The following is a 19844-nucleotide window of genomic DNA, read 5'->3' on the forward strand; positions in this document are numbered from 1 at the left end:
GAGGAATTCGGGCTTATCGCGGCTGCGCGGGGGCCGCTGCGGGCGCGGGCGCACTTGCTGCGGGCGGTTGCGCGCCGGTGCGCATGAAATTCCCATTTCCATCGAAGCCGCCGATCGCGCGGCCATTGAAGAACACGACGCGCCGCGCGGTCCATTGCGGCTGCTCGGGGCCCACCTGGTCATAACCGGCAACCTCGAAGGCGTACTCCCAGCCGGACACGGGCTTGCCGTCCTCGCCGGTGTAGGTTGCTTTCTTTACGGAGTCCGCATAGCCCTTGTCGCGGTAACTGACATAGCGCGTGGGCGGCAGCGTGTCCCGCAGCGACGACATGTACTGGTAGAGATCGTCCTCGCTGGGAGGCGTGCCGTAGGTCGCCAGGTCTTTCTGGGTGGCGACGGTGCCGGCGCAACCGGCCAGCAGGCACGTGGAAAAGATCAGGGATAGCCGTTTCATCGAGATTGCTCCTTGGTGCGCGTGCGCGCCTGGAATCGGCGCGGCCACGCGACTTGCTGGGTCGAATCTTTCAGGAATTGCTAGGACGGGCGGTTTGCGGCGCCGCGGAAGGCAGAACGCAACAGGCTGATGAGGAATCCGCCCGTGAACATTCCCAGGATGTACACGCCGATGACCAGGACCGAGGCTGGCAGCGTGACGGTCGAGGTCCAGAGCGACAGCGTGACGGAATCGAAGTTCTGGATCTTGAATGAGAGTACGGCGGCCGTCAGCAGAACGATCAATACGATGTAGAGGTATCTCATGGGGCACCTTTCGTATCTGTAGTCTGAATCGCCCCTGAAACTGCCGGGGACCGATCGTGCGAAAAACTATGCCATTCATCCGGCGGGAATACAAGGAAATCGGGGCGCTTGCGAAACCGGCTTGGCCCCTGCCCCGCCTGCCAATTGCTCGCGTGTCGCGCGGAAACATTGTCTGCCCCGGCGAACAGGAACAGAATATATGCGCCATAAATCAGTCGCGTATGGCCGGCCCGGACATGAACAACCGCGCCCCGCGGTCTGTCTTTGCGGGCTGCATTTTGGGGACACGTCATGGAAGCAATCAAGGATTGTTGCATCGCAGGGCACCCTCATAACCCGGAGCGCCGGGTCTGGTTGAAGGCAGGCGCGGGCGCGGGAGCGGCCGCCGTGATGGCCGGCGTGGCGCTGGCTCCGCAAGACGCGTCGGCCGCGTCGCTCACGCAGGCGCAGCGGGACGCGATGACGCCGGATCAGGTCATCGAAATGATGAAAAAGGGCAACGCCCGCTTTCGGGCGGGCAAGCCGCAAGCGCACGATTACCTGGCCCAGAAACGGTCCAGCGCGTCAGGGCAGTTTCCCGCCGCCGTGATCCTGAGCTGCATTGATTCCCGCGCACCCGCGGAAATCATCCTGGACACGGGCATCGGCGACACCTTCAACGGCCGGATCGCCGGCAATATCTCCAACAACGATCTGCTGGGCAGCATGGAGTTCGCCTGCGCCGCGGCCGGCGCCAAGGTGGTGCTGGTCATGGGCCATACGGCGTGCGGCGCCGTGGCGGGCGCGATCGACAACGTGGAACTGGGTCACCTGACGGGCCTGCTCAACGTGATCAAGCCCGCGGTCGAAGCGACCAAGTACTCGGGCGAGCGCAGCGGCAAGAATGCGGCCTTCGTCGATGCCGTGGCCAGGACGAATGTGCTGCAGACGGTCGAGTCCATCCGCAAGAACAGTCCCATCCTTGCCGGGCTGGAAAAGGAAGGGAAAATCAAGATCGTCGGGTCGATGTACGACCTGAGCAACGGCATGCTTACGTTCCTGGCGTAACAGCGGTTTGCGGCCGCCGGATCGCCGGCCGCCGGTTTCGGCCGCCGGCGTCAGGGCTGGCGGCTCAGGCTGTAGACCGACGCCGGAGGCAGGTTGAGCGGAACGAAGCGCACGCGCCGCGCGAACAGGCCGCAATCCTCGAGCACGCTGGGGGATATGGGACAGCGCACACCGTACGTGAAGAAGTGCATGGATCCGCCCGGGCGCATGGCCTCGAACACGGCGGTGAGCAGCTTATGGTGGTGCGCGCCGCTCATGTTCCTGAGGGGCAGCCCACAGATGGCGGCGTCGATTCCATGCAGTTCGGGATGGCTTTCGCGCGACAGATCCTGGGCCGACACCTGCAGCACGGCCGCCTCGGGGAATTGGGTGCGCAGGCTGGAGCTCATTTCGGAGTCCTGCTCGACCAGGACCAAGCTGGACGGCGCCACGCCTTTGCGCAGCATTTCGCGCGTGAAGACACCGGTGCCGCAGCCCAGTTCAAGGACTTTGCCCCGGGGTTCTATTGATTCGGTAATGGCGGCGGCCAGCGCGGCGCCCGAAGGCGCCACCGCGCCGATGGCCGCGGGGTTGGAAAGCAGCGCCTTGACGAACTGCTTGCGCTCCTGCAGCCACGACATGGAGCGGCTTGACGCTGATTTGACTTGGGCAATCGTTTTGTAGGACGGCGAGGAATGCATTGATGCGTCTATCTCCGGGTTAGACATATCAACCAGACATTACCTAAGCCTGGCGGCAGCGACAGGCAACGGTGCGTAAGCACCCTTATCAATTCGACGCCGCGCCGGGCGCCTGACCGCTTGCTACAGGGGCCGCATCGCCGCGCGCCGCACGCACGATGCTGCGCTTCTACGCATTTTGCAACAGCGTCGCGGTTCCAACGACTGGCCATCAGCCGGATCCGCCGAAAGGCGGACCCGGCGCCGGGCGGGCGCTTACACGCCCACGACCGATACCGCTTTGGTGACGAGATAGGCTTCGAGGGCCTCGGGGCCGCCTTCGGAACCGTAGCCCGAATCCTTCACGCCGCCGAACGGCAGTTCGGCCGAAGGCGTGGCGGGCTGGTTGACCCACAGCATGCCCACTTCCAGACGGCGCGTAAGCTCCTGCACGGTCTTGATCGAGCGGGTGAACGCATAGGCGGCCAAGCCGAACGGCAGGCGGTTGGCTTCGCGGATGGCCTCGTCCAGCGTGTCGAAGCTGCGGATGGCGGCGATCGGGCCGAACGGCTCTTCATTGAAGATGTCGGCTTCCAGCGGCACGTCGGTCAGGATGGTCGGGGCGAAGAAATTGCCCGCGCCGCCCACCCGCTTGCCGCCGGTGGCCAGACGCGCGCCCTTTTCGCTGGCGTTCTTGACGATCTTGTCCATGGCCGCCAGGCGGCGGTCATTGGCCAGGGGGCCGAGGGTCGTGCCTTCGGTCAGGCCGTCGCCCAGCTTGAGCTTTTCGGCGTGGGCCACGAACGCCTCTTCGAAGGCGGCCTTGACGTTCTTGTGCACCAGGAAGCGCGTGGGCGAGATGCAGACCTGGCCCGCATTGCGGAACTTGGCGCCGCCCGAGGCCTTGACGGCCAGCTGGACGTCGGCGTCCTCGGCGATGATTACCGGGGCGTGACCGCCCAGCTCCATGGTGACGCGCTTCATGTGGCGCCCGGCCAGCGCGGCCAGTTCCTTGCCCACCGGCGTGGAGCCGGTGAAGGTGACCTTGCGGATCACCGGGTGCGGGATCAGGTAGCTGGAGATTTCAGCCGGCGAGCCGAACACCAGGCCCACGACGCCCTTGGGGATGCCGGCGTCGACAAAGCAATTGAGCAGCGCGGCGGGCGAAGCCGGGGTCTCTTCGGGCGCCTTCACCAGGAAGGAGCAGCCCGTGGCCAGGGCGGCGCCCAGTTTGCGCACGATCTGGTTGACCGGGAAGTTCCACGGCGTGAACGCCGCGACGGGGCCGACCGGCTCCTTGATGACCAGTTGCTGCGCCGCCGGATTGCGGGACGGGACGATGCGGCCGTAGACGCGCAGCGCTTCGTTGGCGAACCAGTCGATGATGTCGGCCCCGGCCAGGACTTCGCCGCGCGCTTCGACCAGCGGCTTGCCCTGTTCCTGCGTCAGCAGGCGGGCGACGGAGTCGGCGCGTTCGCGCAGCAGCGCGGCCGCCTTGCGCATGACGGCGCAGCGCTCATGGGCGGACACGTCGCGCCAGGTTTCGAAGCCGCGCTGGGCCGCCGCCAGGGCAAGGTCCAGATCTTCGCGGCTGGCGCTGGCGACCTGGCCGATCTTCTGGCCAGAGGCGGGGTTCACTACGTCGATGCGAGCGCCGCCGCGGGCCTCGCGCCATTCGTTGTCGATCAAAAGAAGAGTATCGGGGTAATCGCTCATGAGTGCTCCGTGGTGGAAATGCGGCCGTCACGTTCAATTCGATTCGGGCAAGCGCGGCGGAAAACGCCTGGCGCCTGCCGGTATCGTAAGTGTTTGAGCTGGCGACGGGAAGTGGGCAGCGCGGCCGCGGCCACGAGGCGGGCACGCCGCTTGCTCTCCCCCCTGGGCTGTCCTCCCCCACGTCGTCCTCGATCACGGAGACTCATCATGAGCTCGCCGGAACCCGTCTTAACCCCGACGCCTGTCGGAAATATCCTGGTGTCATTCGCGTCGCCCCTGGCTGCAACGGCCGGGTGCGCCAGTTCGTGTCCGCCGCGGCTGTCCGCCGCCGCCAATGAAGACCTCCCGCCAGCGCCCCCGCGCGACGAGCCGTCCGCCGCCGCGCCCCCTGCCCGCGTGCCGCTCAGCGCGTGGCTGTCGCTGGCGTTCTGGGCGATCGGCACCGCCCTGCTCTTTACCCTGGGGCTGGCCTATCGGCTGGTCGCTTGAGGCCGCGCCGGCCGGGCGCGCCGTTTCGACACGCGCCGGCATATTTTTCCGATGCCGGCGCGCTGGCCGCTCATTGTCCTTTGGTCATATAGGACAGCACGCGCTGTCCGTTCGGCTTGCGGTGCAGGAACGCCATACAGATGTGACCGGCCGTCAGCGCGATCAGCGTCCATCCCAGCAGGCCATGCCAGGAATTGGCCAGCTGCACCAGGCTTTCGATCTCGTGGTCCCTTGCGCCGAACACCTCGATGCCGAACGGCGAATAGCCGCGGCCCCTGCCATATGCGCGCAGGAGGCCCAGGGTCGGGATGGCCAGCATCAGCAGATACAGAACCACATGGCCACACCGCGCCATAAAGCCGCTGTTTGGCCGCCGGCGGGCGTTCACCAGGGCCCACGCGCCGCGCACCAGCACCAGAATGAACAGCAGAAACCCCAGCGACGTATGCGAGAACCAGAAGAAATCCTCGACGGGGGTGTCGGGCATGAACTGGCGGGCGGCCGCGCTGGCGAATTGCCAAAGCAGCAGCGCCGCCATAAGCCAATGCAGGGTGCGGCTGACAATGCCGTAGCCCTCGGGGCTGTCCATGATTCCGGCCTGGGTTGAGCGGGCTGTCATCTGAAGCCTCCTGTGGGAAACCGTTATGCACAGCAGGGACGATTCAGGCATTTTGCCTACACAGCACCGGGCGCATGCAACAAAGTGCAATCGCCGCCGCGCCCTCGCCTTACGGACCCGGCCGCCTCAGGGCTCGAATTCCATCGCGGCCATGGCGCGCCCGGCCGCCTGAGGCGCGTAGTCCTCCCAAGGCGCGTTGCCGATGTCCAACCGCGCATGGATATCGCTGATCGTCCAATGCGCGCCCCCCTTGAGTGTTTCCAGTTCGTCCCAGGCCACGGGCACCGACACGCCCAGCCCGGGGCGGGCCCGCGCCGACCAGGCCGCCACCGTGGTGGCGCCGAAGCCATTGCGCAGATAGTCGGCAAAAATCTTCCCGACCCGGTTCTTCGGCCCGCTTTTGGCCACGAAAATCTGCGGCAGCGTGCGGGCCAGGTGCTGGACGATGGCGTGCGAGAAGCCCTTCACCGTGTCCCAGCCGTACTGCTTGCGCAGGGGCACTACGACATGCAGCCCTTTGCCGCCGCTGGTCTTCAGCCAGGCCCGCAGGCCGATTTCCTGCAGCAGCACATGCAGCAGGTGCGCGGCCTGCTGCATCGTTGCCCAATCCACGCCCTGCCCCGGATCCAGGTCGAACAGCATGCGGTCGGGCTTGTCGATGGAAGTCTTGACCGCGTTCCAGGTGTGGAACTCCACAACGTTCATCTGCACGGCGGACATGATGGCTTCCTGCGTGGGCACCTCCAGCAGCGGCGGATGGTCGGGATCCAGTGTCGGGGGCAACGGCTTTACGCCCGGCATGGCGGCCTCCAGGTGTTTCTGGAAGAAGAATTCCCCCTGGATGCCCGCCGGCGCGCGCAGGAACGACACCGGGCGGCCCTTCAGATGCTTGAGCAGCAGGGGCGCGATCAGCCCGTAGTAGCGGGCCAGGTCCAGCTTGGTGAACTTGGTGGACGGGTCGATGACACGATCCGGGTTGGTGAGCTTGCCCAGCTTTCCGCCCGCCGGCGATGCCCGCCTAGCCTTGGGCGCCTTCGTGGCGCTGGCGTCGCCTTCAATGTCTTTGACTGGCACAGCCTTCTCCCGGGAAACCGCCCGCACCGGCTTGTCCTGCCGCAACCCACGGAACACCGAATGCCGGATATGGCCACCGCTGGTCCATTCGCCGAACGAGACCTCGGCGATCAGCCCGGGCTGGACCCAATGCACTCCCGGGCCCTTCGCCCCGCCCGTCACCGCTTTTTCATCCGTTTCGATGCGCGCCAGCCGCTTTTGCAGGGATATCAGGGTCTGGTCGTCGAATCCCGTGCCGACCTTGCCCGCATACCGCAGGCCGCCGCCCTGTTCGCTGACGGCCAGCAGCAGCGCTCCCAGCCCCGCGCGCGCGCCCTTGGGCGCCGTGTAGCCGACGATGACGAATTCCTGGCGCCGGGCGCATTTCACCTTGACCCAGGTATCGGCGCGCCGCGACACATAGGGCGACGACAGCCGCTTGGCCATGATGCCTTCCAGCCCCATCTTGCAGGCGGATGCCACCAGGTCGGCGGGCGCCGCGTCGAGCGCCTCGCTGAACCGCAGGCGGTCGTCTTTGGCCGTGTCCATCAATTGCTTGAGCAGCGCCCGGCGGACATACAGCGGTTCCTGGCGCAGATCCCTGCCGCCGATGAGCGGCAGGTCGAAGGCGTAGAACACGATGTCCTGGGTGCGCTTGCCGTCGAAGGCGTTTTGCAGCGCCTGGAAGTTGGGGATGCCGTCGCGATCCGGCATGACGATTTCGCCGTCGACCCAGGCCCACTTTGCAGGCAGCGCCCGGAAGGCCTTTGCCAAATGCGGCAGCTTTGCGGTCCAGTCGTGCCCATTGCGCGTATAGAAGCGCACCTCATCGCCTTCGATGCGCGCCATCAGCCGATAGCCATCGAACTTCATCTCATACAGCCAGTCTTGCGCCTGCCGCGGCACGCCGTCCACCAGGGTGGCCAACTGGGGCTTGAGCATGTCCGGCAGATCCGAGGCCACGCCGGGCAGCGCGGGCTCGCCAGCCGACGCCGTGGCCGGATTCCGGCGTTCGGTCCGGGTCTTGCCGGTTCCTGCCTGCTTGCGCGAGCCACGCAGCGGCACGACGCTGTCGGGCATCTCGTCCACGACGCTGAATTCGCGCTCGGCCCGGGCGTAATCGTCGCGGTCCTTGATCAGCAGCCATGGCGGCTGTTTCTCTGTTTCCTTGCCTTTGAGCCGGATCAGCGCCCATCTACCCTGCATCTTTACGCCCTGAAGGTCGAACTTCAGGTGGCCGGCGCGATAGCCTTTGCGCGGATCGCCCACCGGCTCCCACCTGCCCTCGTCCCAGATGATGACCTTGCCCGCGCCGTACTGGCCCTTGGGTATCTGGCCCTCGAACTGGTTATAGGCGATGGGATGGTCCTCGACCTGGACGGCCATGCGCTTGACGGCGGGGTCGTAGCTGGGGCCCTTGGGCACCGCCCAGCTTTTCATGGCGCCGTCCAGTTCCAGGCGGAAGTCGTAATGAAGCCGGCTGGCCCAGTGCTTCTGGATGACAAAGGCGCGCGCGGCCTCGTTGGCCTCGCCGCCTCCGGCCGGCTCCGACGTCACCTTGAAGTTGCGCTTTTCGCGGTATTTCTTGAGGGCGTCCGCCATGGTCAGGCTGCCTTGCGGGACTTGGCTGCCTTGGCTGCGCTCTTGGCCGCCGTTTTGACTGCCTTGGCTGGCGCCTTCCTGGCGGCGGTCTTGCGGGGCGCGGCCTTCTTGGCGCCCGCCCTGCCTCCCTTCAGGCTGCGCTGCAGCAATTCAGTCAGGTCGATGACGTTATCGGCGTAGGCGGGAGATTCCTCCTGCGGCTCGATTACGGTCTGGGTCTTGCCCGCGCGCGCGCGTTTCTCGACGAGCGCCATCACGGCGGCCTTGAATTCATCTTTGTACTGCTCGGGGTCCCATTCGCCGGACATGTCGTCGACGAGCATCTTCGCCATCTTCAGCTCGCTGGCGCTGGGGCTCACGCCCTTGGCGCCCACCTTGGGCAGGTCCAGCCCTTCCAGCGATTTGACCTCGTCGCCCCAGCGCATCAGGTTCAGGACCAGCGCATCGCCCGCCGGAATCAGCGCCGCCAGGTGCTGCTTTGTCTGGATGACCACCTTGGCGATGCCGATCTTGCCGGTCTTGGCCAGCGTGTCGCGCAGCAAGGCATATACCTTCTGGCCCTTGTTGATGGGCGCCACGTAATAAGGACGCTCCAGGTAGACGAACGACACCCCGGCCGCGTCGACGAACTGCTGGATCTCGATGGTTTGCGTGGTCCTGGGGTAGGCATCGGCAATTTCATCGGGCGAAATGATGACGTACTGGCCGTCTTCATACTCTACGCCCTTGACGATATTCTCCTTGTCGATCTCTTTGCCAGTGCGCTTGTTGATGCGCTTGTATCCCACGGGATCCATCGACCGCTTGTCCAGCCAGTCGAAATCCACGCCCGACTCGGTCGTGGCGGTGTGCAGGCCTACCGGAATATGGACCAGCCCGAAGGAGATCGCGCCTTTCCAGATGGTTCTCGATGCCATGGCAAGGCTCCTCTGCTCGCAGGCCGTCAGCCCAGCCGCCTCACCACGCGAGCGACCCTGGCGATGCCCCCGGTTCCACTGGCGGCCCGGCCCACCAGCGCCGTGCCCGCTGCCGTAATGAGCGTCCGGCGCAATACGGTGCGGCTGCGCATGCCTGCCAGCATCAGCAGCACGCCCACGCCGAATACGATGACGTGCTCGCCTGGAAAATCGGGACGGCGGCGGTCAATGTCCTTGAGCTGACGCGCCAGCGACGGGGAGCTGGATGCGGAACGGGGCAAATCGTCATTCTTCATAAGGGCTCCTGCGTGATTCGGAGGCGATTCGCGGCGCGCCTCGGACCCGGCTATTTCATGTACTTGAACTCCGGCAGCGCCTTGAGCGTGTCCTTGGTCGCGTCGGGCAAGACAAGCTGGTCTCCGGCGACCTGGAGTTTCGACAGCGGCACGGTGACGAGGTGGTTGCCCACGCCCAGCAGGCCGCCCACTGACAGCACGGCATACGGCACCCAGTCGGGCGGACCCAGTATCAGGTCGTCGACGGTGCCGACCTTTTCCTTCTTGCCGTTGTAGACGGTGGCGCCGTTGATCTTCGATGCGCGATAGCCCGCGTCCACCTTCGCGACGTCGACGCGCACTTCCGTCACGGACTGTGGCGCGCCCTGGGCCGACACCGTGGACACGTTCGACAGGACGCCCAGCAGGACGGCCCAGCCCAATGTAGCGGTCTTTTCCATCATGGCGGTTCTCCCCTGGCGGGTCAGGACGGGCGCCCGGCGCTGTCCGGGTCATCGTCCGCATCAGTGGTGTCGGTGGGCTCCAGGTCTTCTTCATGGACCTCGTTGCCCTGCGTGTTCTCGCTGGCGTCCGACGGCTTCACGGGCGCGGATCCATCTTTGGCTGGAAGGGGCCGGGCGGTATCCGGGGCCCCGCCGGGCTGTCCCGGCGTAGCTGGCGGGTTGGGAGATTGTGCTTGCATGGCTGTCACCCTGAGTTCGCGGAAGGCTCGCGGGATCGCGGCCGTCGACGCTTTCAGCAAGCGCCATGCCCGGATGCGCCATCCCCGCGCCTTTTCCCTATGGGCCGGTTGGGTGCGTCCCCATAATTCGATACGTAACGCGCCTACAAGCGCGGGCGGATCGGCAATATATTCAAAGTGACTTGCCAGTGTTGACGATGCATTTCACTCGTGCAGCAAGATTCCAGGAGCGCGATGATGGCCAATAAGAAGCGGGACAAGAAGCAGGATAAGAGTCCGTCCGAAGCGCCCGCCAAGACCGGACTGTCCAGAACGCAATACGAAAAGGAGCTTGCCGGCCTGCACGTGGAACTCGTCAAGCTGCAGCAGTGGGTCGTACGGACCGGCGCGAAGGTGTGCATTGTGTTCGAAGGCCGCGACGGCGCCGGCAAGGGCGGGACCATCAAGGCGATAACCGAACGCGTCAGCCCGCGGGTGTTCCGGGTCGTGGCCCTGCCCGCCCCCACCGAACGCGAAAAATCCCAGATGTATATACAGCGCTACCTGCCGCATTTTCCGGCCGCGGGCGAAGTCGTGATTTTCGACCGCAGCTGGTACAACCGGGCGGGCGTGGAGCGCGTCATGGGATTCTGCACCGAAGACCAGGTCGATTCTTTCCTGAAGGGCGTGCCGCTGCTGGAACGGCTCATGATTGATTCCGGCATCCTGCTGTTCAAGTATTGGCTGGAGGTTAGCGAACAAGAGCAGACCCGGCGCCTTCAGTCGCGCATCAACGACGAGCGCAAGACCTGGAAGCTGACCAAGATGGACCTGGATTCCTACAGCCGCTGGTACGACTACTCCCGCGCGCGGGACGACATGTTCAAGGCGTCCGACACAGCTATCGCCCCGTGGTTCGTCGGGCGCTCCGACAACAAGCGGCAGGTGCGGCTGAACATCATCAACCATCTGCTGGAACGCATCCCGTACACCACCGAACCTCGGGAAAAGATCAAATTGCCCAAGCGGCAAAAGCCCAAGGGCTATACCGAACCGGACTACCCGTTCAGGTACGTCCCCGAGAAATTCTGACTTTTGGAGAACCGGCAATGGCCGCCCTGCTGATCAATCATGTGGAAGACAGCACGTCCGACGACGACATCCGGATGTTTCTGCAAAAGTATGGCTTCCCGTCGCTGGACGAGATCAAGCGCGTGCCAAGCGAAGGCGCGCGCCCTGCGGTGCTGGTGACGTTCCACGCCGCGACCGAAGCCGAGCTTCAGGTCTTGCTGCCCCGGATACACCAGGTGTTCTGGAAGAACCACACGATCACCGCCCTGGTGATGCGGGCGCCGATCGAGTGAATCGCGGACGGGGCCCCGCTGCCTGACGGCTTCCTGCTGGGGCCCCTGCTGTCTGCCGGCCGCGCCTACCAGGCAACGCGCGGCCGATACGCCTTCTTGACGTAGCTTGCCAGCTCGGCCTCCACCGAAGACATGGACTCGGGCGCCGGCCTTTCGGGATGCAGCAGCTGCTCCGCCGCCGCCAGCGTGCGCTGCGCGCGGCGTTCCCCGCTGCTCAGGACCCTGACGGAACCAGGGACGACCGTGTATTTGAAGTCTTCCATGACGCTTCTCCAGAGGACAATGAAAGGCGATGCGCCATGGACTGAGCAAGTGCCGTGCCCGGCAAGCCAGCTTCAGTATCTGACGCTGACGCGGGCCCACACGCTGCGGCCCGGTTCATTGACCGCGGTGTTGGCCGGATAGCCGAAACCCGCATTGCCGGCCAGATTCAGGTGTTCGCTGTAGGTCTTGTCGAACAGGTTATCGACCCCCAGCGACAGCTTGACCTGCTTGTTCACCACATAGCCCGCATTGATGGAAAAGACGCCGAACCCCGCGCTGGGGCCGAAATCCTTGCCGACCACGTTGCCCTCATTCAGGGCATAGCGCTTCTGCGGCGCGACAAGGCGCCACAGCGCGCCCGCCGACCAGGTGCCATCGTCATAGGCCGCGCTGAGCTTGGCCTCTAGCGGCGGGATTTGCGGCAGCGCCCGGCCGTCGCTGCGGTTCTGGCCCCAGGCGTACGCGAGCGTGGCGCCCAGCTTCCAGTTGGACGTCACGGCGTAGGACGCGCCGAGTTCTCCGCCGAATATCCTGGCGTCGACGTTGGCGGCCTGCGAAGACGGGCCCATCATTCCGCCCGACGTGTAGCTGAACAGGATGAAGTCGTTCACGTAGCCGGCATAGCCGGAGAACCAGGCGTCCAGCGTTTCCGTCTTGTACTGCGCGCCGAAATCGAGCTGCGTGGTCTTTTCCGGCTTGACGCCCTGGAAGGCGTTAGCTGACCCCGTAGGTCCGTTGTCGGGCGAGAACAACTCCCAGTAGTCGGGGAACCGCTCGACATGGCCCAGCCCGATGTAGACGGTGGCGGGCAGCGAGGCCAGGTCCTTCTCGTATCGCAGAAAGCCGCTGGGCAAGGTATCGTTGCGGCGCTCGTTGGCGGTGGGATTGGGCATGGGCATCATCATGCCGCTGGTGGTCTGGCGAAAGTCTTTGGCGGAGGCCCAGTCCACGCGCGCGCCGCCGATGACGCGGCTGTCAGGCGCGGCGCGCCAGGTCAGCTCTCCGAAGACGCCGGTATTGGAGAAGTCGGCGTCCTTGACCCAGGGCTGGCTGCGGTACGACATGGCTTGCGTTCCGCTGCGCGAGCGGTGGCGGCTCTGCTGGAAGTCCAGGCCCGTGACCAGGCTGAGGTCCGGCGACAGCGTCCAGGTGCTGGCGACGCGTCCGCCCCAGGTGGCGCGGTCCACGTCGCCCGCCATGGCCATCGCCATGGCGCTGGACGGGTCCGGCGCGCGCAGCGTGTAGTTATCCATGACGTGGTCGGCGTAGTTGTAGTAGAGCTGCGCCTCCAGCTTGTCCAGCACCGTGCCGATGTTGCGCTTTTCAAAGCGCAGCCCGAAGCTTTCCCGCTTGAACTGCGAGCCGTCCATGCCCCGGCCGGCGTAGCGCGCCTCGCCGTCGCCGGTGCCGGCGGTCAGTTCGTACAGCGTGTCCGCATCGGGCGTGAAGCCCAGCGTCACGTCCGCATTCCACTTGTCCCAGCGCGAGGGCACGGTGTTGCCGTCGCCGTCCTTGTAGTCCTGCGAATGGGAGTGGTTGGCCGTGACCCGCGTATAAACCTTTTCATTGCCCACGGTCAGGTCCGCCGTCTGGTCGTTGCGCCCGAACGACCCGCCGATCAGGCTGCCGTCAAAGCGCACGCCAGCCTCGGTGAACCGCGGCGTGTCGCGGTCGAAGCGGATGGTGCCGGCCGACGCGCCCGGTCCCCACAACACGGTCTGCGGCCCCTTGATGACCGTGAGCTGGTCGAAATTCTCGGGAGAAATGTAGGAGCTGGGCGCGTCCATGCGCGCCGGGCAGGCGCCGGGCATGGAGGTGCCGTTGGTCAGGATGTTCAAGCGCGAGCCGAACATGCCGCGCAGCACCGGATCGCCGTTGGTGCCGCCGTTGCGGATCGCGGAGAAGCCGGGGATGGTCTTTAGATAATCAGTGCCGTCGCTGGCCGGCAGCGGCTGGCGCGGAATCTTGGGGTCGGTCGTGAAGGTCAGCGGCGCGCTGGGCGCGACGCCGGTGATCACCACGGGGTCCAGCGTGGCGACGCCGTCGGCGGCGGATTGCGCCCAGGCGGGGAACGAGGCGGCCATGGCGGCGGCCAGGCAGGTCATGCGGAGGAATTCGTGCTGCTTGAACATAGGGAATCTCGACCATCTTGGATCGTTGGATTGAGTCGCCCAGTGGTCCGCCCGCTCGCAGCCGCGCAAGCGCGGCCCGGCGACGGAATACCGTGCGAGCGGCGGCGTGGCGGACTTGTGCGGGAGAACGGCGCTACGCGCCAGAGGCTGGCGGCGCGGCGCGCACCGGCGACGCTGGAAAGACGAACGTCAGGCCAGGATGGGCGGCGCGCGCGATCGCTGCTGCAATCGCGCCAGTGCGCTTGAGAAGTGAGTGACGACGGCGGGAGGCGCCGCGTCGGGCTGGGCCACTGTGGGCACCAGCCACGCAAGAAGCCAGAGTTCAGGCAGCGTGGCGCCGCCCAGCATGGCGCAGCCGGCGACGCAGCAGTGCGGCATGGCGCCGCTGTGCTGCTCAGCGCCCTGCCCGGCGTCGTCGAGGCCCAGCGAGACGACGCGCGGTCCGCTGGCCGTGCAGATGATGGTGGTGGCGCCGCCGGACACGCCGCCAGCGGGCGTGGCGAGCGCCGAGGATGCGATCAGCGACTGAAAGACGAACAGGATCGCCGCGAACAGCGAGATCCATCGTCTGCATTCAGTGCCGCATGTGTGCATCAGCCCCCCTTGACGGCGCAGATGGTAGCACGCAAGCCGGTGCAGATCCGGCGCGAAAAGGCCCGCCGCAGGGCCCTCGCGGCGCCTGTCTGCACCGCCCGTTGACGCAGATCAAGCGCGCCGGGCCCGGCGCCAGCGCAGCACGTCCACCGCCATGAAAGCGAGCAGACTCGCGCCCATGACAGGCAGGCACCAGCCCAGCGCCACGGCCACCGCAAGCGCCGCGATGCGCCCGGGCCAGGACAGGTCGCGCCAGGCGTGCGTGAGCGTCTGGCCAGATGCGCCCGCCGCCGGCCGGCGCAGCCACCACATGCGGTAGCCCAGGACGGTCATCGTTGTCAGCGCGATGCCGATGGCGGCCATCAGCAATTGGTTCGGCCATCCGAACAGGATGCCCATGTGCATGTCGACGCCCCAGCGGATGAGCTTAGCGATGAGCGGGAAGGTGTCGAAGTCGGCGCGGCTGGTGATGGCGAAAGTTGCCGGGTCCACGGCGATCGTATCGACCTGCGTGGGCCAGGACCGGTCCACTTCGCGCACCATCCAGGCCTGGCCGTCGGCGCGCGGCGGGCGGATCTCGAGCTGGCTGCTGTCGATGCCGCCCTGGCGCGCGGCGTGCAGGACGTGGTCGAAGCCTTCCGCCACGCTGGCCGGGGCCGGGGCCGGGGCCATGGCGGCATGGTCGTGCTGGCCGCCGTGGTGATGCGCGTGTTCGCCGCCGGACCCCATGTCGCCGCCGGTGGAACCGGGAAGCTTCAGCGATATCGAAGGCGTGATCCAGCCCAGTTGCGCCCGCAATTGGTCCACGCGCGCGCCCGCCCAATTCGACCAGGTCAGGCCGGTGGCGGACAGGAACAAAAGGCCGATACCCACCCATAGCCCCAGCAGGCCGTGCCAGCGGCGGGCGCGCAGGCGCGGGCTGCGCGCGGCCGCGGCCTTGTCCCGGTTGCGCTTGCCGAACCAAAGGATTACGCCGCCCAGCGTCGCCAGCCAGAGCCACGAGGCGGCCAGTTCGCTGTAGTTGCGCCCCAGCTCGCCCAGCATCAGATTACGGTGCAGGTAATCCAGCTTGGTGCGGAACGGCAGCGTGCCGCTGGTGCCGTAGACCGTCATGTCGCCCTTGATCTCCAGCGTGACGGGATCCACGAACAGCGCGCGGCTTTCGGAGTCGCCCATGCCGGGCTGCGTAAACATCACGCGGGTGGTCTCGCCCGGACCGGGCGCGGGCCGCACGGCGAACAAGCGCGGTCCGGCGCCGATGCGCGCCTGCGCCGCCTCGACCTGATCGGCCAGCGGCCGCGGCGCGCCGGTGGAAACGGTGCGCAGCTGGTCCGCGTAGATCAGGTTCTCAATCTGCGGCGTCAGCACGAACAGGGTGCCGGTCACCGCAGCGACCAGGATGAAGGGACCGACGAACAGTCCGACATAGAAATGCAGGCGGGTGATCAGCGCGAACAAGGCGCTGCCAGCCGCAGACCGCGGGCGTGCGGACGCGCCGGGGGTATCCAGGGTGTGAGTGGACATGATGCTCTCGAAAACAACGGACGCCGCCCGCAAAGGGGCGGCATTCGTGCGCGCGGGGCGCGCACGGCGACAGAGGTCATCCGGGGCTTCGAGGCGGAGCGCGCTGCCCCAGCGGCGGGCCTGCGGCCGGCATCGGCGGTCGCGGGCTGTCGGCGATGCGCGGCGGCTGGATGAACCCCCGCAGCAGCGCAGGAACCAGCGTCAGGGCGGGCGGCAAGAGCAGCGCCTGGTGCGCAGCCAACCCGAAGGGACACTCCTGCCCGGCGCCGACGTGGCCGGACGAATCGCCTTGTTCGTGGTGGCCGTGATGGGAGCCTGCCTGCGCATGCGGGCCGGCGAACTGGCTCATGCCCGGAAACGCGCCGCCGCCCGCCGCGCAAAACCCCAGGGCCAGGCGGCCCTGCCTGAGCGCGTCCGTGTCGGGCATGTAGCCGACGGGCACGAACGCGCGGGCGGCCAGCAACAGCAGCAACAGAAGCCGCGCCAACGTGGCGGCGCTGGCAACGCGTAAGGGTGGACAGGACAATCCGGGGCGCATGCGTCATTCCGGGCGACGGTGGATTCCGTCGCCTGCCGGGCATTTTACGCATTGCGCGCGCAGCGCTAAATAGCAGCGCCATATAAGTAAGTAAGGTGCGCCTCGCGCTAATTACCGAGTTACCCGCCGGCGGAACCGGAACCGGGACCGGAACCGCGCCGTCAAGTCAGTTGATCGGCCTCGATGATGTGAACGCCGGGCCGGGCCGCGATGGCCGCTTCCAGCATCACCCTGGCGATCGCCGGGGCCGGATTGATCCGCCAGCGTTGCGGCAGCACGGGCCCGGCCAGCCGCAATACCGCCAGCATCGCCCGTTCGCCTGCCCGGAACTCGTCGCGCTGACCACCGATCAGGCCTGGGCGCACGAAGGTCAGTGACCCGAATCCCCGCCTGGCCAGGGCCTGTTCCAGGTCGCCCTTGACGCGGTGGTAGAAGAACCGCGACGCGGAATCGGCCCCGATCGCGGAATTCAGCACATACGCGGGCGTGCCGGCGCGCAGCGCCAGATCGGCGACTGCCAGCGGATAGTCGTAGTCCACGCGCCGGAATGCGGCCTGCCCGCCGGCCGCCCGCATGGTGGTGCCCAGCGCGCAGATCACGGCATCGGCCCGCCACCAGGGCGCATCGTTGGGCAACCTATCGAAATCGACGGTTGGCGCCAGCAACTTGGGGTGCGGCGGCAGCGTCCGGCGGACGGGCGCCGTCACCGATTCCACGCGGGAATCGGCCAGCGCCAGGTCCAGCACGTGGCGCCCGACCAGGCCCGTCGCGCCGGCAAGCAATAGTTTCATAAGGGGTTCCTTGGTAGCGCCAGACCGACGCCAAAGCGGGGTTCGTGCCCATACTAAGACTATTGAGAATTATTATTGCTAAAATTCCGCCTGACACCCCCCTTAAATGGGACCACATGCCTTATTCACGGGATTGCTTTTGAATGGCCAAGCCATCGCGCTCTAAATTATGGTTCCTGGTACACAGTTGGCTGGCATTGCCAATCTGGATCTTCCTTTTCTTCATTTGTGCGACCGGAACCATCGCCGTCATCAGCCAGGAAATCGTCTGGCTCATCAACCCGGCCGTCCGCGCGCAGGCGCCCGACGCCGACACGCCCCGCATGGGCTACCAGGCGCTAATGGACTCCATCGCCAAGCAGGAGCCCGAAGCGACGGTGCAACGCCTGTCCTGGCCCGAGGAATCGCAGTTCGCCCTGACGGCCGCAGTCGGTTATCCCGGCGCGCGGTTCACGTCGATCTACGTCAATCCCTACACCGGCGTCGTGCAGGGGCCGGCGCTCAGCTTTGACCTGCGGCAGTTCATGCGGGCGCTGCACGGCTGGCTGTTGATCCCCTTTAACAACGGCTTTAGCTGGGGCTGGTACCTGGTGTCCTTCCTGTCGCTGCCGATGCTGGCCTCGCTGATCACCGGCCTGGTGGTGTACAAGCGCTTCTGGCGCGCGTACTTCCAGAAGCCGCGCCTGCGGATCGGCCAGGGCGCGCGTATTTTCTGGGGCGACTTCCACCGCCTGTCGGGTCTGTGGTCTGTCTGGTTCATTCTGCTGATCTCCGTCAGCGCGATCTGGTTCCTGGTGCAGGCGGTGCTGTCGGACACGGCCACCACCATCTCCACCCAGGGCGTGCCCGCCGTGGTCGCCCGGGACGAAGTGCCCACCGTGGCGCCGGGCCAGACCGTCAAGCGCCTGCCGCTCGATGACCTGGTCGCCGTCGCCGAGCGCGAGCTGCCCGGCCTGGAAACCCAGCATGTGTTCTTCCCCGGCAACGCCTATGACCCGATCACCGTGGCGGGCCGCGGCGCCTATCCGCTGATGTTCCAGTCCGCCAAGATCAATCCGTACAACGGCAAGGTCGAAGATGTCCGCCGCCTGTCCGACCGCAACGGCCTGGAGTTCTTCACCGAATCCATGCGTCCGCTGCACACGGGCGATTTCGGCGGTTTCTGGCTGAAGCTGGTGTGGTTCCTGTTCGGCCTGCTGCTGACGATGATGTCGCTCAGCGGCCTGTTGATCTGGACCAAGCGCACCGCGCAAGCCACCGCCAAGGCGCTGCGCCCTGCGCGCGCCGACCGTTCCGCCGCGCGCGAGGTGACCGAATGAGCAAGACCGCAACCCTGAGCTCCGCTGCGCCCAAGGCCAGCTTCTGGCGCCGCTGGCGCTTCCACCTGAGCGGGCTGTTGCTCATCCTGCCCATCATTTATGTCCCGAAGTATTTCGACAACCTGGCGCTGTCGCGCGGTCTGATGGGCCTGGGGCAGCGCCCCGCCGGCGACGTGCAGGTGGGCCCGTGGAAGCTCCAGTTTGCCGAATGGCAGATCGGCGCGCCCAAGTCCGATCCCGCCGGCATGGTCAAGACGTTCACGATGGCCCAGTGCGCCCAGTGCAAGGACCAGATCCGTGCGGTCTATCTTCGGGTGGGCAAGCCGCGCAGCCTGCGCGCCGCCGGGTCGATTTTCTTCGGCAGCCCGCACCGCGCATTCGCCACCGTGCCGATCCCGCCGCGCACCGCGCCCGACGCCGATCTCTGGATCACCGCCGAAGGCTGGGACGGCAGCATGCATCAGGCGGCCTGGCCCATCGCCACGGCCTCGCCCGCCACCGCCGAGTGGCTGAAGAAACAAGGAGCAAACTGATGAACCCGTTTTTCGCGAACGGCGCGCGCGCCGCCCTGCTGGGCGTCCTGCTGTGCGCCAGCGCCGGCGCCCTGGCGCACAATCCCATGGCCGAGTGCAAGGCGGCCGGCAAGGAACAGGTCGAGTGCACCGGCGGCTTCTCCGACGGCAGCGGCGCCGCGGGCGTCACGATGGATGTGATCTCCTACGATGAACAGATCCTGGTCCCGGGCAAGCTGGACAAGGATTCCAAGCTGACGTTCAAGCGGCCCAACGGCGAATTCTACGTGCTGTTCGACGCCGGCCCCGGGCACGTCGTCGAAATCGACCACGTCGACATTCAATAAGCCCAGGCCCGCAGCAGCATGCACACACAAGTCATCCGCCCCGCAGGCGCCGGACATGAAACGCTTGCGGTGCTGGGCGCGTGCCTGGTCATCGTTGCGGCGGCCGCCGGCTATATCGGCCTGCGCCCCGCCCCGGCTGAAGGCGCCGCGCTGGCGGCCAGCCAGATCGACGCGCGGCGCGACCTGACGCCCGCCGAACAAGGCATCTACGCGGACCTGCGCGTTGCCTATGACGAGATCGCCTTTGCACGGCAGGCCGGCGAGGCCGCTCCGTCTGTCGCCGACCTGGCCGGCCAGGGCCTGCCTCCGTTCGTCGCCGACAACAGCACCGCGGTGCGCGGCGGCCATGCCTGGCGCCTGCAGCAGCAGGCCGGCCACGTCCTGTACGTGGGCCAGACGGCCGATGCCGCGCTGGCGGGCTCGTTCCTTCTGCGCACCGATGCCCATGAATCCAAGGATGGCCACGGCCATGACCACGGACCGGCCGGCGCAGCCCAGGCCGACGTCTGGCTGGCGCGCGACGCCGGCGCGCGCGTGCCCGATCCCGCCGACGACGCCGCCCTGGCGGCCGCGGGCTGGCGCCAGATCGTGGCCCAGTTCGACAGCGGCGTCACCCGCCAGAGCAAGCCCTGACCGCCCTT

The 19844-nt window shown here is 66.5% G+C and carries 23 protein-coding genes; 8 read left to right on the forward strand and 15 right to left on the reverse strand.

From position 1 onward, the window contains the following. Nucleotides 1-13: 13 nt before the first annotated feature. Nucleotides 14-454 carry a hypothetical protein gene (locus tag KYC_RS15015; protein ID WP_008163709.1) on the reverse strand — a complete coding sequence of 147 codons (441 nt, stop codon included), beginning with the start codon at nucleotides 452-454 and terminating at the stop codon, nucleotides 14-16. Between the two features lie 80 nt (nucleotides 455-534). Next, on the reverse strand, nucleotides 535-759 hold the full coding sequence (locus KYC_RS15020; protein WP_008163711.1) for a LapA family protein: 225 nt from the start codon (nucleotides 757-759) through the stop codon (nucleotides 535-537). A gap of 291 nt (nucleotides 760-1050) precedes the next feature. Here KYC_RS15020 and KYC_RS15025 point away from each other — a divergent pair, with 291 nt between their 5' ends. Continuing rightward, the gene (locus KYC_RS15025; RefSeq protein ID WP_043518496.1) at nucleotides 1051-1806 is read left to right on the forward strand and encodes a carbonic anhydrase family protein; all 756 of its coding nucleotides are present in this window, start codon (nucleotides 1051-1053) and stop codon (nucleotides 1804-1806) included. 50 nt (nucleotides 1807-1856) lie between these two features. Here the strand turns inward: KYC_RS15025 and KYC_RS15030 are convergent, their stop codons facing one another. Further along, nucleotides 1857-2426, reverse strand: a complete 570-nt coding sequence (locus KYC_RS15030) for a class I SAM-dependent methyltransferase (protein ID WP_043518560.1) — start codon at nucleotides 2424-2426, stop codon at nucleotides 1857-1859. A 315-nt stretch (nucleotides 2427-2741) separates the two neighbouring features. After that, nucleotides 2742-4181, reverse strand: coding sequence for an NAD-dependent succinate-semialdehyde dehydrogenase (locus KYC_RS15035; protein ID WP_043518498.1), 1440 nt, complete (start codon nucleotides 4179-4181; stop codon nucleotides 2742-2744). A gap of 207 nt (nucleotides 4182-4388) precedes the next feature. Here KYC_RS15035 and KYC_RS15040 point away from each other — a divergent pair, with 207 nt between their 5' ends. Next, nucleotides 4389-4670: a hypothetical protein gene (locus KYC_RS15040; protein WP_139026524.1), complete on the forward strand. Its 282-nt coding sequence runs from the start codon at nucleotides 4389-4391 to the stop codon at nucleotides 4668-4670. Nucleotides 4671-4740: 70 nt separating this feature from the next. Here KYC_RS15040 and KYC_RS15045 read toward each other — a convergent pair whose 3' ends face one another. From KYC_RS15045 to KYC_RS15065, 5 genes are all read right to left on the reverse strand, one after another. Then, a complete protein-coding gene (locus KYC_RS15045; RefSeq protein WP_043518499.1) occupies nucleotides 4741-5289 on the reverse strand; it encodes a cytochrome b in 549 nt (182 codons plus the stop codon). Nucleotides 5290-5415: 126 nt separating this feature from the next. Further along, a complete protein-coding gene (gene ligD / locus KYC_RS15050) occupies nucleotides 5416-7944 on the reverse strand; it encodes a DNA ligase D (RefSeq protein ID WP_008163723.1) in 2529 nt (842 codons plus the stop codon). Between the two features lie 2 nt (nucleotides 7945-7946). Continuing rightward, nucleotides 7947-8861 carry a non-homologous end joining protein Ku gene (ku, locus tag KYC_RS15055; RefSeq protein ID WP_008163725.1) on the reverse strand — a complete coding sequence of 305 codons (915 nt, stop codon included), beginning with the start codon at nucleotides 8859-8861 and terminating at the stop codon, nucleotides 7947-7949. A gap of 26 nt (nucleotides 8862-8887) precedes the next feature. After that, nucleotides 8888-9157 carry a hypothetical protein gene (locus KYC_RS15060; protein ID WP_008163727.1) on the reverse strand — a complete coding sequence of 90 codons (270 nt, stop codon included), beginning with the start codon at nucleotides 9155-9157 and terminating at the stop codon, nucleotides 8888-8890. Nucleotides 9158-9207: 50 nt separating this feature from the next. After that, entirely contained in the window at nucleotides 9208-9600 is a 393-nt protein-coding gene (locus KYC_RS15065) for a PRC-barrel domain-containing protein (RefSeq protein ID WP_008163729.1), read from the reverse strand. A gap of 473 nt (nucleotides 9601-10073) precedes the next feature. Between KYC_RS15065 and ppk2 the strand changes: the two genes are divergently transcribed. Together ppk2 and KYC_RS15075 are read left to right on the forward strand one after the other, a co-directional pair. After that, entirely contained in the window at nucleotides 10074-10910 is an 837-nt protein-coding gene (ppk2, locus tag KYC_RS15070) for a polyphosphate kinase 2 (RefSeq protein ID WP_008163734.1), read from the forward strand. A gap of 17 nt (nucleotides 10911-10927) precedes the next feature. Then, nucleotides 10928-11182, forward strand: coding sequence for a hypothetical protein (locus tag KYC_RS15075; RefSeq protein ID WP_008163737.1), 255 nt, complete (start codon nucleotides 10928-10930; stop codon nucleotides 11180-11182). Between the two features lie 65 nt (nucleotides 11183-11247). On the opposite strand, the gene KYC_RS15080 is transcribed toward KYC_RS15075, so the two are convergent. The 6 genes from KYC_RS15080 to KYC_RS15105 all read right to left on the reverse strand — a co-directional run bounded on the left by KYC_RS15080 (nucleotide 11248) and on the right by KYC_RS15105 (nucleotide 17025). Next, on the reverse strand, nucleotides 11248-11445 hold the full coding sequence (locus KYC_RS15080) for a hypothetical protein (protein ID WP_008163738.1): 198 nt from the start codon (nucleotides 11443-11445) through the stop codon (nucleotides 11248-11250). Nucleotides 11446-11517: 72 nt separating this feature from the next. Beyond that, nucleotides 11518-13578 carry a TonB-dependent copper receptor gene (locus tag KYC_RS15085; protein WP_008163740.1) on the reverse strand — a complete coding sequence of 687 codons (2061 nt, stop codon included), beginning with the start codon at nucleotides 13576-13578 and terminating at the stop codon, nucleotides 11518-11520. A gap of 189 nt (nucleotides 13579-13767) precedes the next feature. After that, on the reverse strand, nucleotides 13768-14172 hold the full coding sequence (locus KYC_RS15090) for a DUF2946 family protein (RefSeq protein ID WP_008163742.1): 405 nt from the start codon (nucleotides 14170-14172) through the stop codon (nucleotides 13768-13770). A gap of 111 nt (nucleotides 14173-14283) precedes the next feature. Next, nucleotides 14284-15696 carry a PepSY-associated TM helix domain-containing protein gene (locus KYC_RS15095; protein ID WP_043518501.1) on the reverse strand — a complete coding sequence of 471 codons (1413 nt, stop codon included), beginning with the start codon at nucleotides 15694-15696 and terminating at the stop codon, nucleotides 14284-14286. 76 nt (nucleotides 15697-15772) lie between these two features. Continuing rightward, a complete protein-coding gene (locus KYC_RS15100) occupies nucleotides 15773-16234 on the reverse strand; it encodes a DUF2946 family protein (RefSeq protein WP_043518503.1) in 462 nt (153 codons plus the stop codon). 161 nt (nucleotides 16235-16395) lie between these two features. Further along, the gene (locus tag KYC_RS15105) at nucleotides 16396-17025 is read right to left on the reverse strand and encodes a Rossmann-fold NAD(P)-binding domain-containing protein (protein WP_008163748.1); all 630 of its coding nucleotides are present in this window, start codon (nucleotides 17023-17025) and stop codon (nucleotides 16396-16398) included. A gap of 143 nt (nucleotides 17026-17168) precedes the next feature. On the opposite strand from KYC_RS15105, the gene KYC_RS15110 reads away from it, so the two are divergent. The 4 genes from KYC_RS15110 to KYC_RS15125 are packed head-to-tail and all read left to right on the forward strand — an operon-like array spanning nucleotide 17169 to nucleotide 19836. Next, on the forward strand, nucleotides 17169-18344 hold the full coding sequence (locus tag KYC_RS15110) for a PepSY-associated TM helix domain-containing protein (RefSeq protein WP_043518505.1): 1176 nt from the start codon (nucleotides 17169-17171) through the stop codon (nucleotides 18342-18344). Further along, a complete protein-coding gene (locus KYC_RS15115) occupies nucleotides 18341-18877 on the forward strand; it encodes a hypothetical protein (protein ID WP_008163752.1) in 537 nt (178 codons plus the stop codon). Before KYC_RS15110 ends, KYC_RS15115 begins: the two co-directional genes overlap by 4 nt. Further along, nucleotides 18877-19203, forward strand: a complete 327-nt coding sequence (locus KYC_RS15120) for a hypothetical protein (RefSeq protein ID WP_008163755.1) — start codon at nucleotides 18877-18879, stop codon at nucleotides 19201-19203. The genes KYC_RS15115 and KYC_RS15120 overlap by 1 nt, the downstream gene beginning before the upstream one ends. Before the next feature lie 18 nt (nucleotides 19204-19221). Beyond that, complete coding sequence (locus tag KYC_RS15125; protein WP_043518507.1) at nucleotides 19222-19836, forward strand: DUF6162 family protein; 615 nt, start codon at nucleotides 19222-19224, stop codon at nucleotides 19834-19836. The last annotated feature ends 8 nt before the right edge of the window (nucleotides 19837-19844 follow it).

It is taken from the genome of Achromobacter arsenitoxydans SY8 (assembly GCF_000236785.1).
Classification (GTDB): Bacteria; Pseudomonadota; Gammaproteobacteria; order Burkholderiales; family Burkholderiaceae_B; genus Achromobacter; species Achromobacter arsenitoxydans.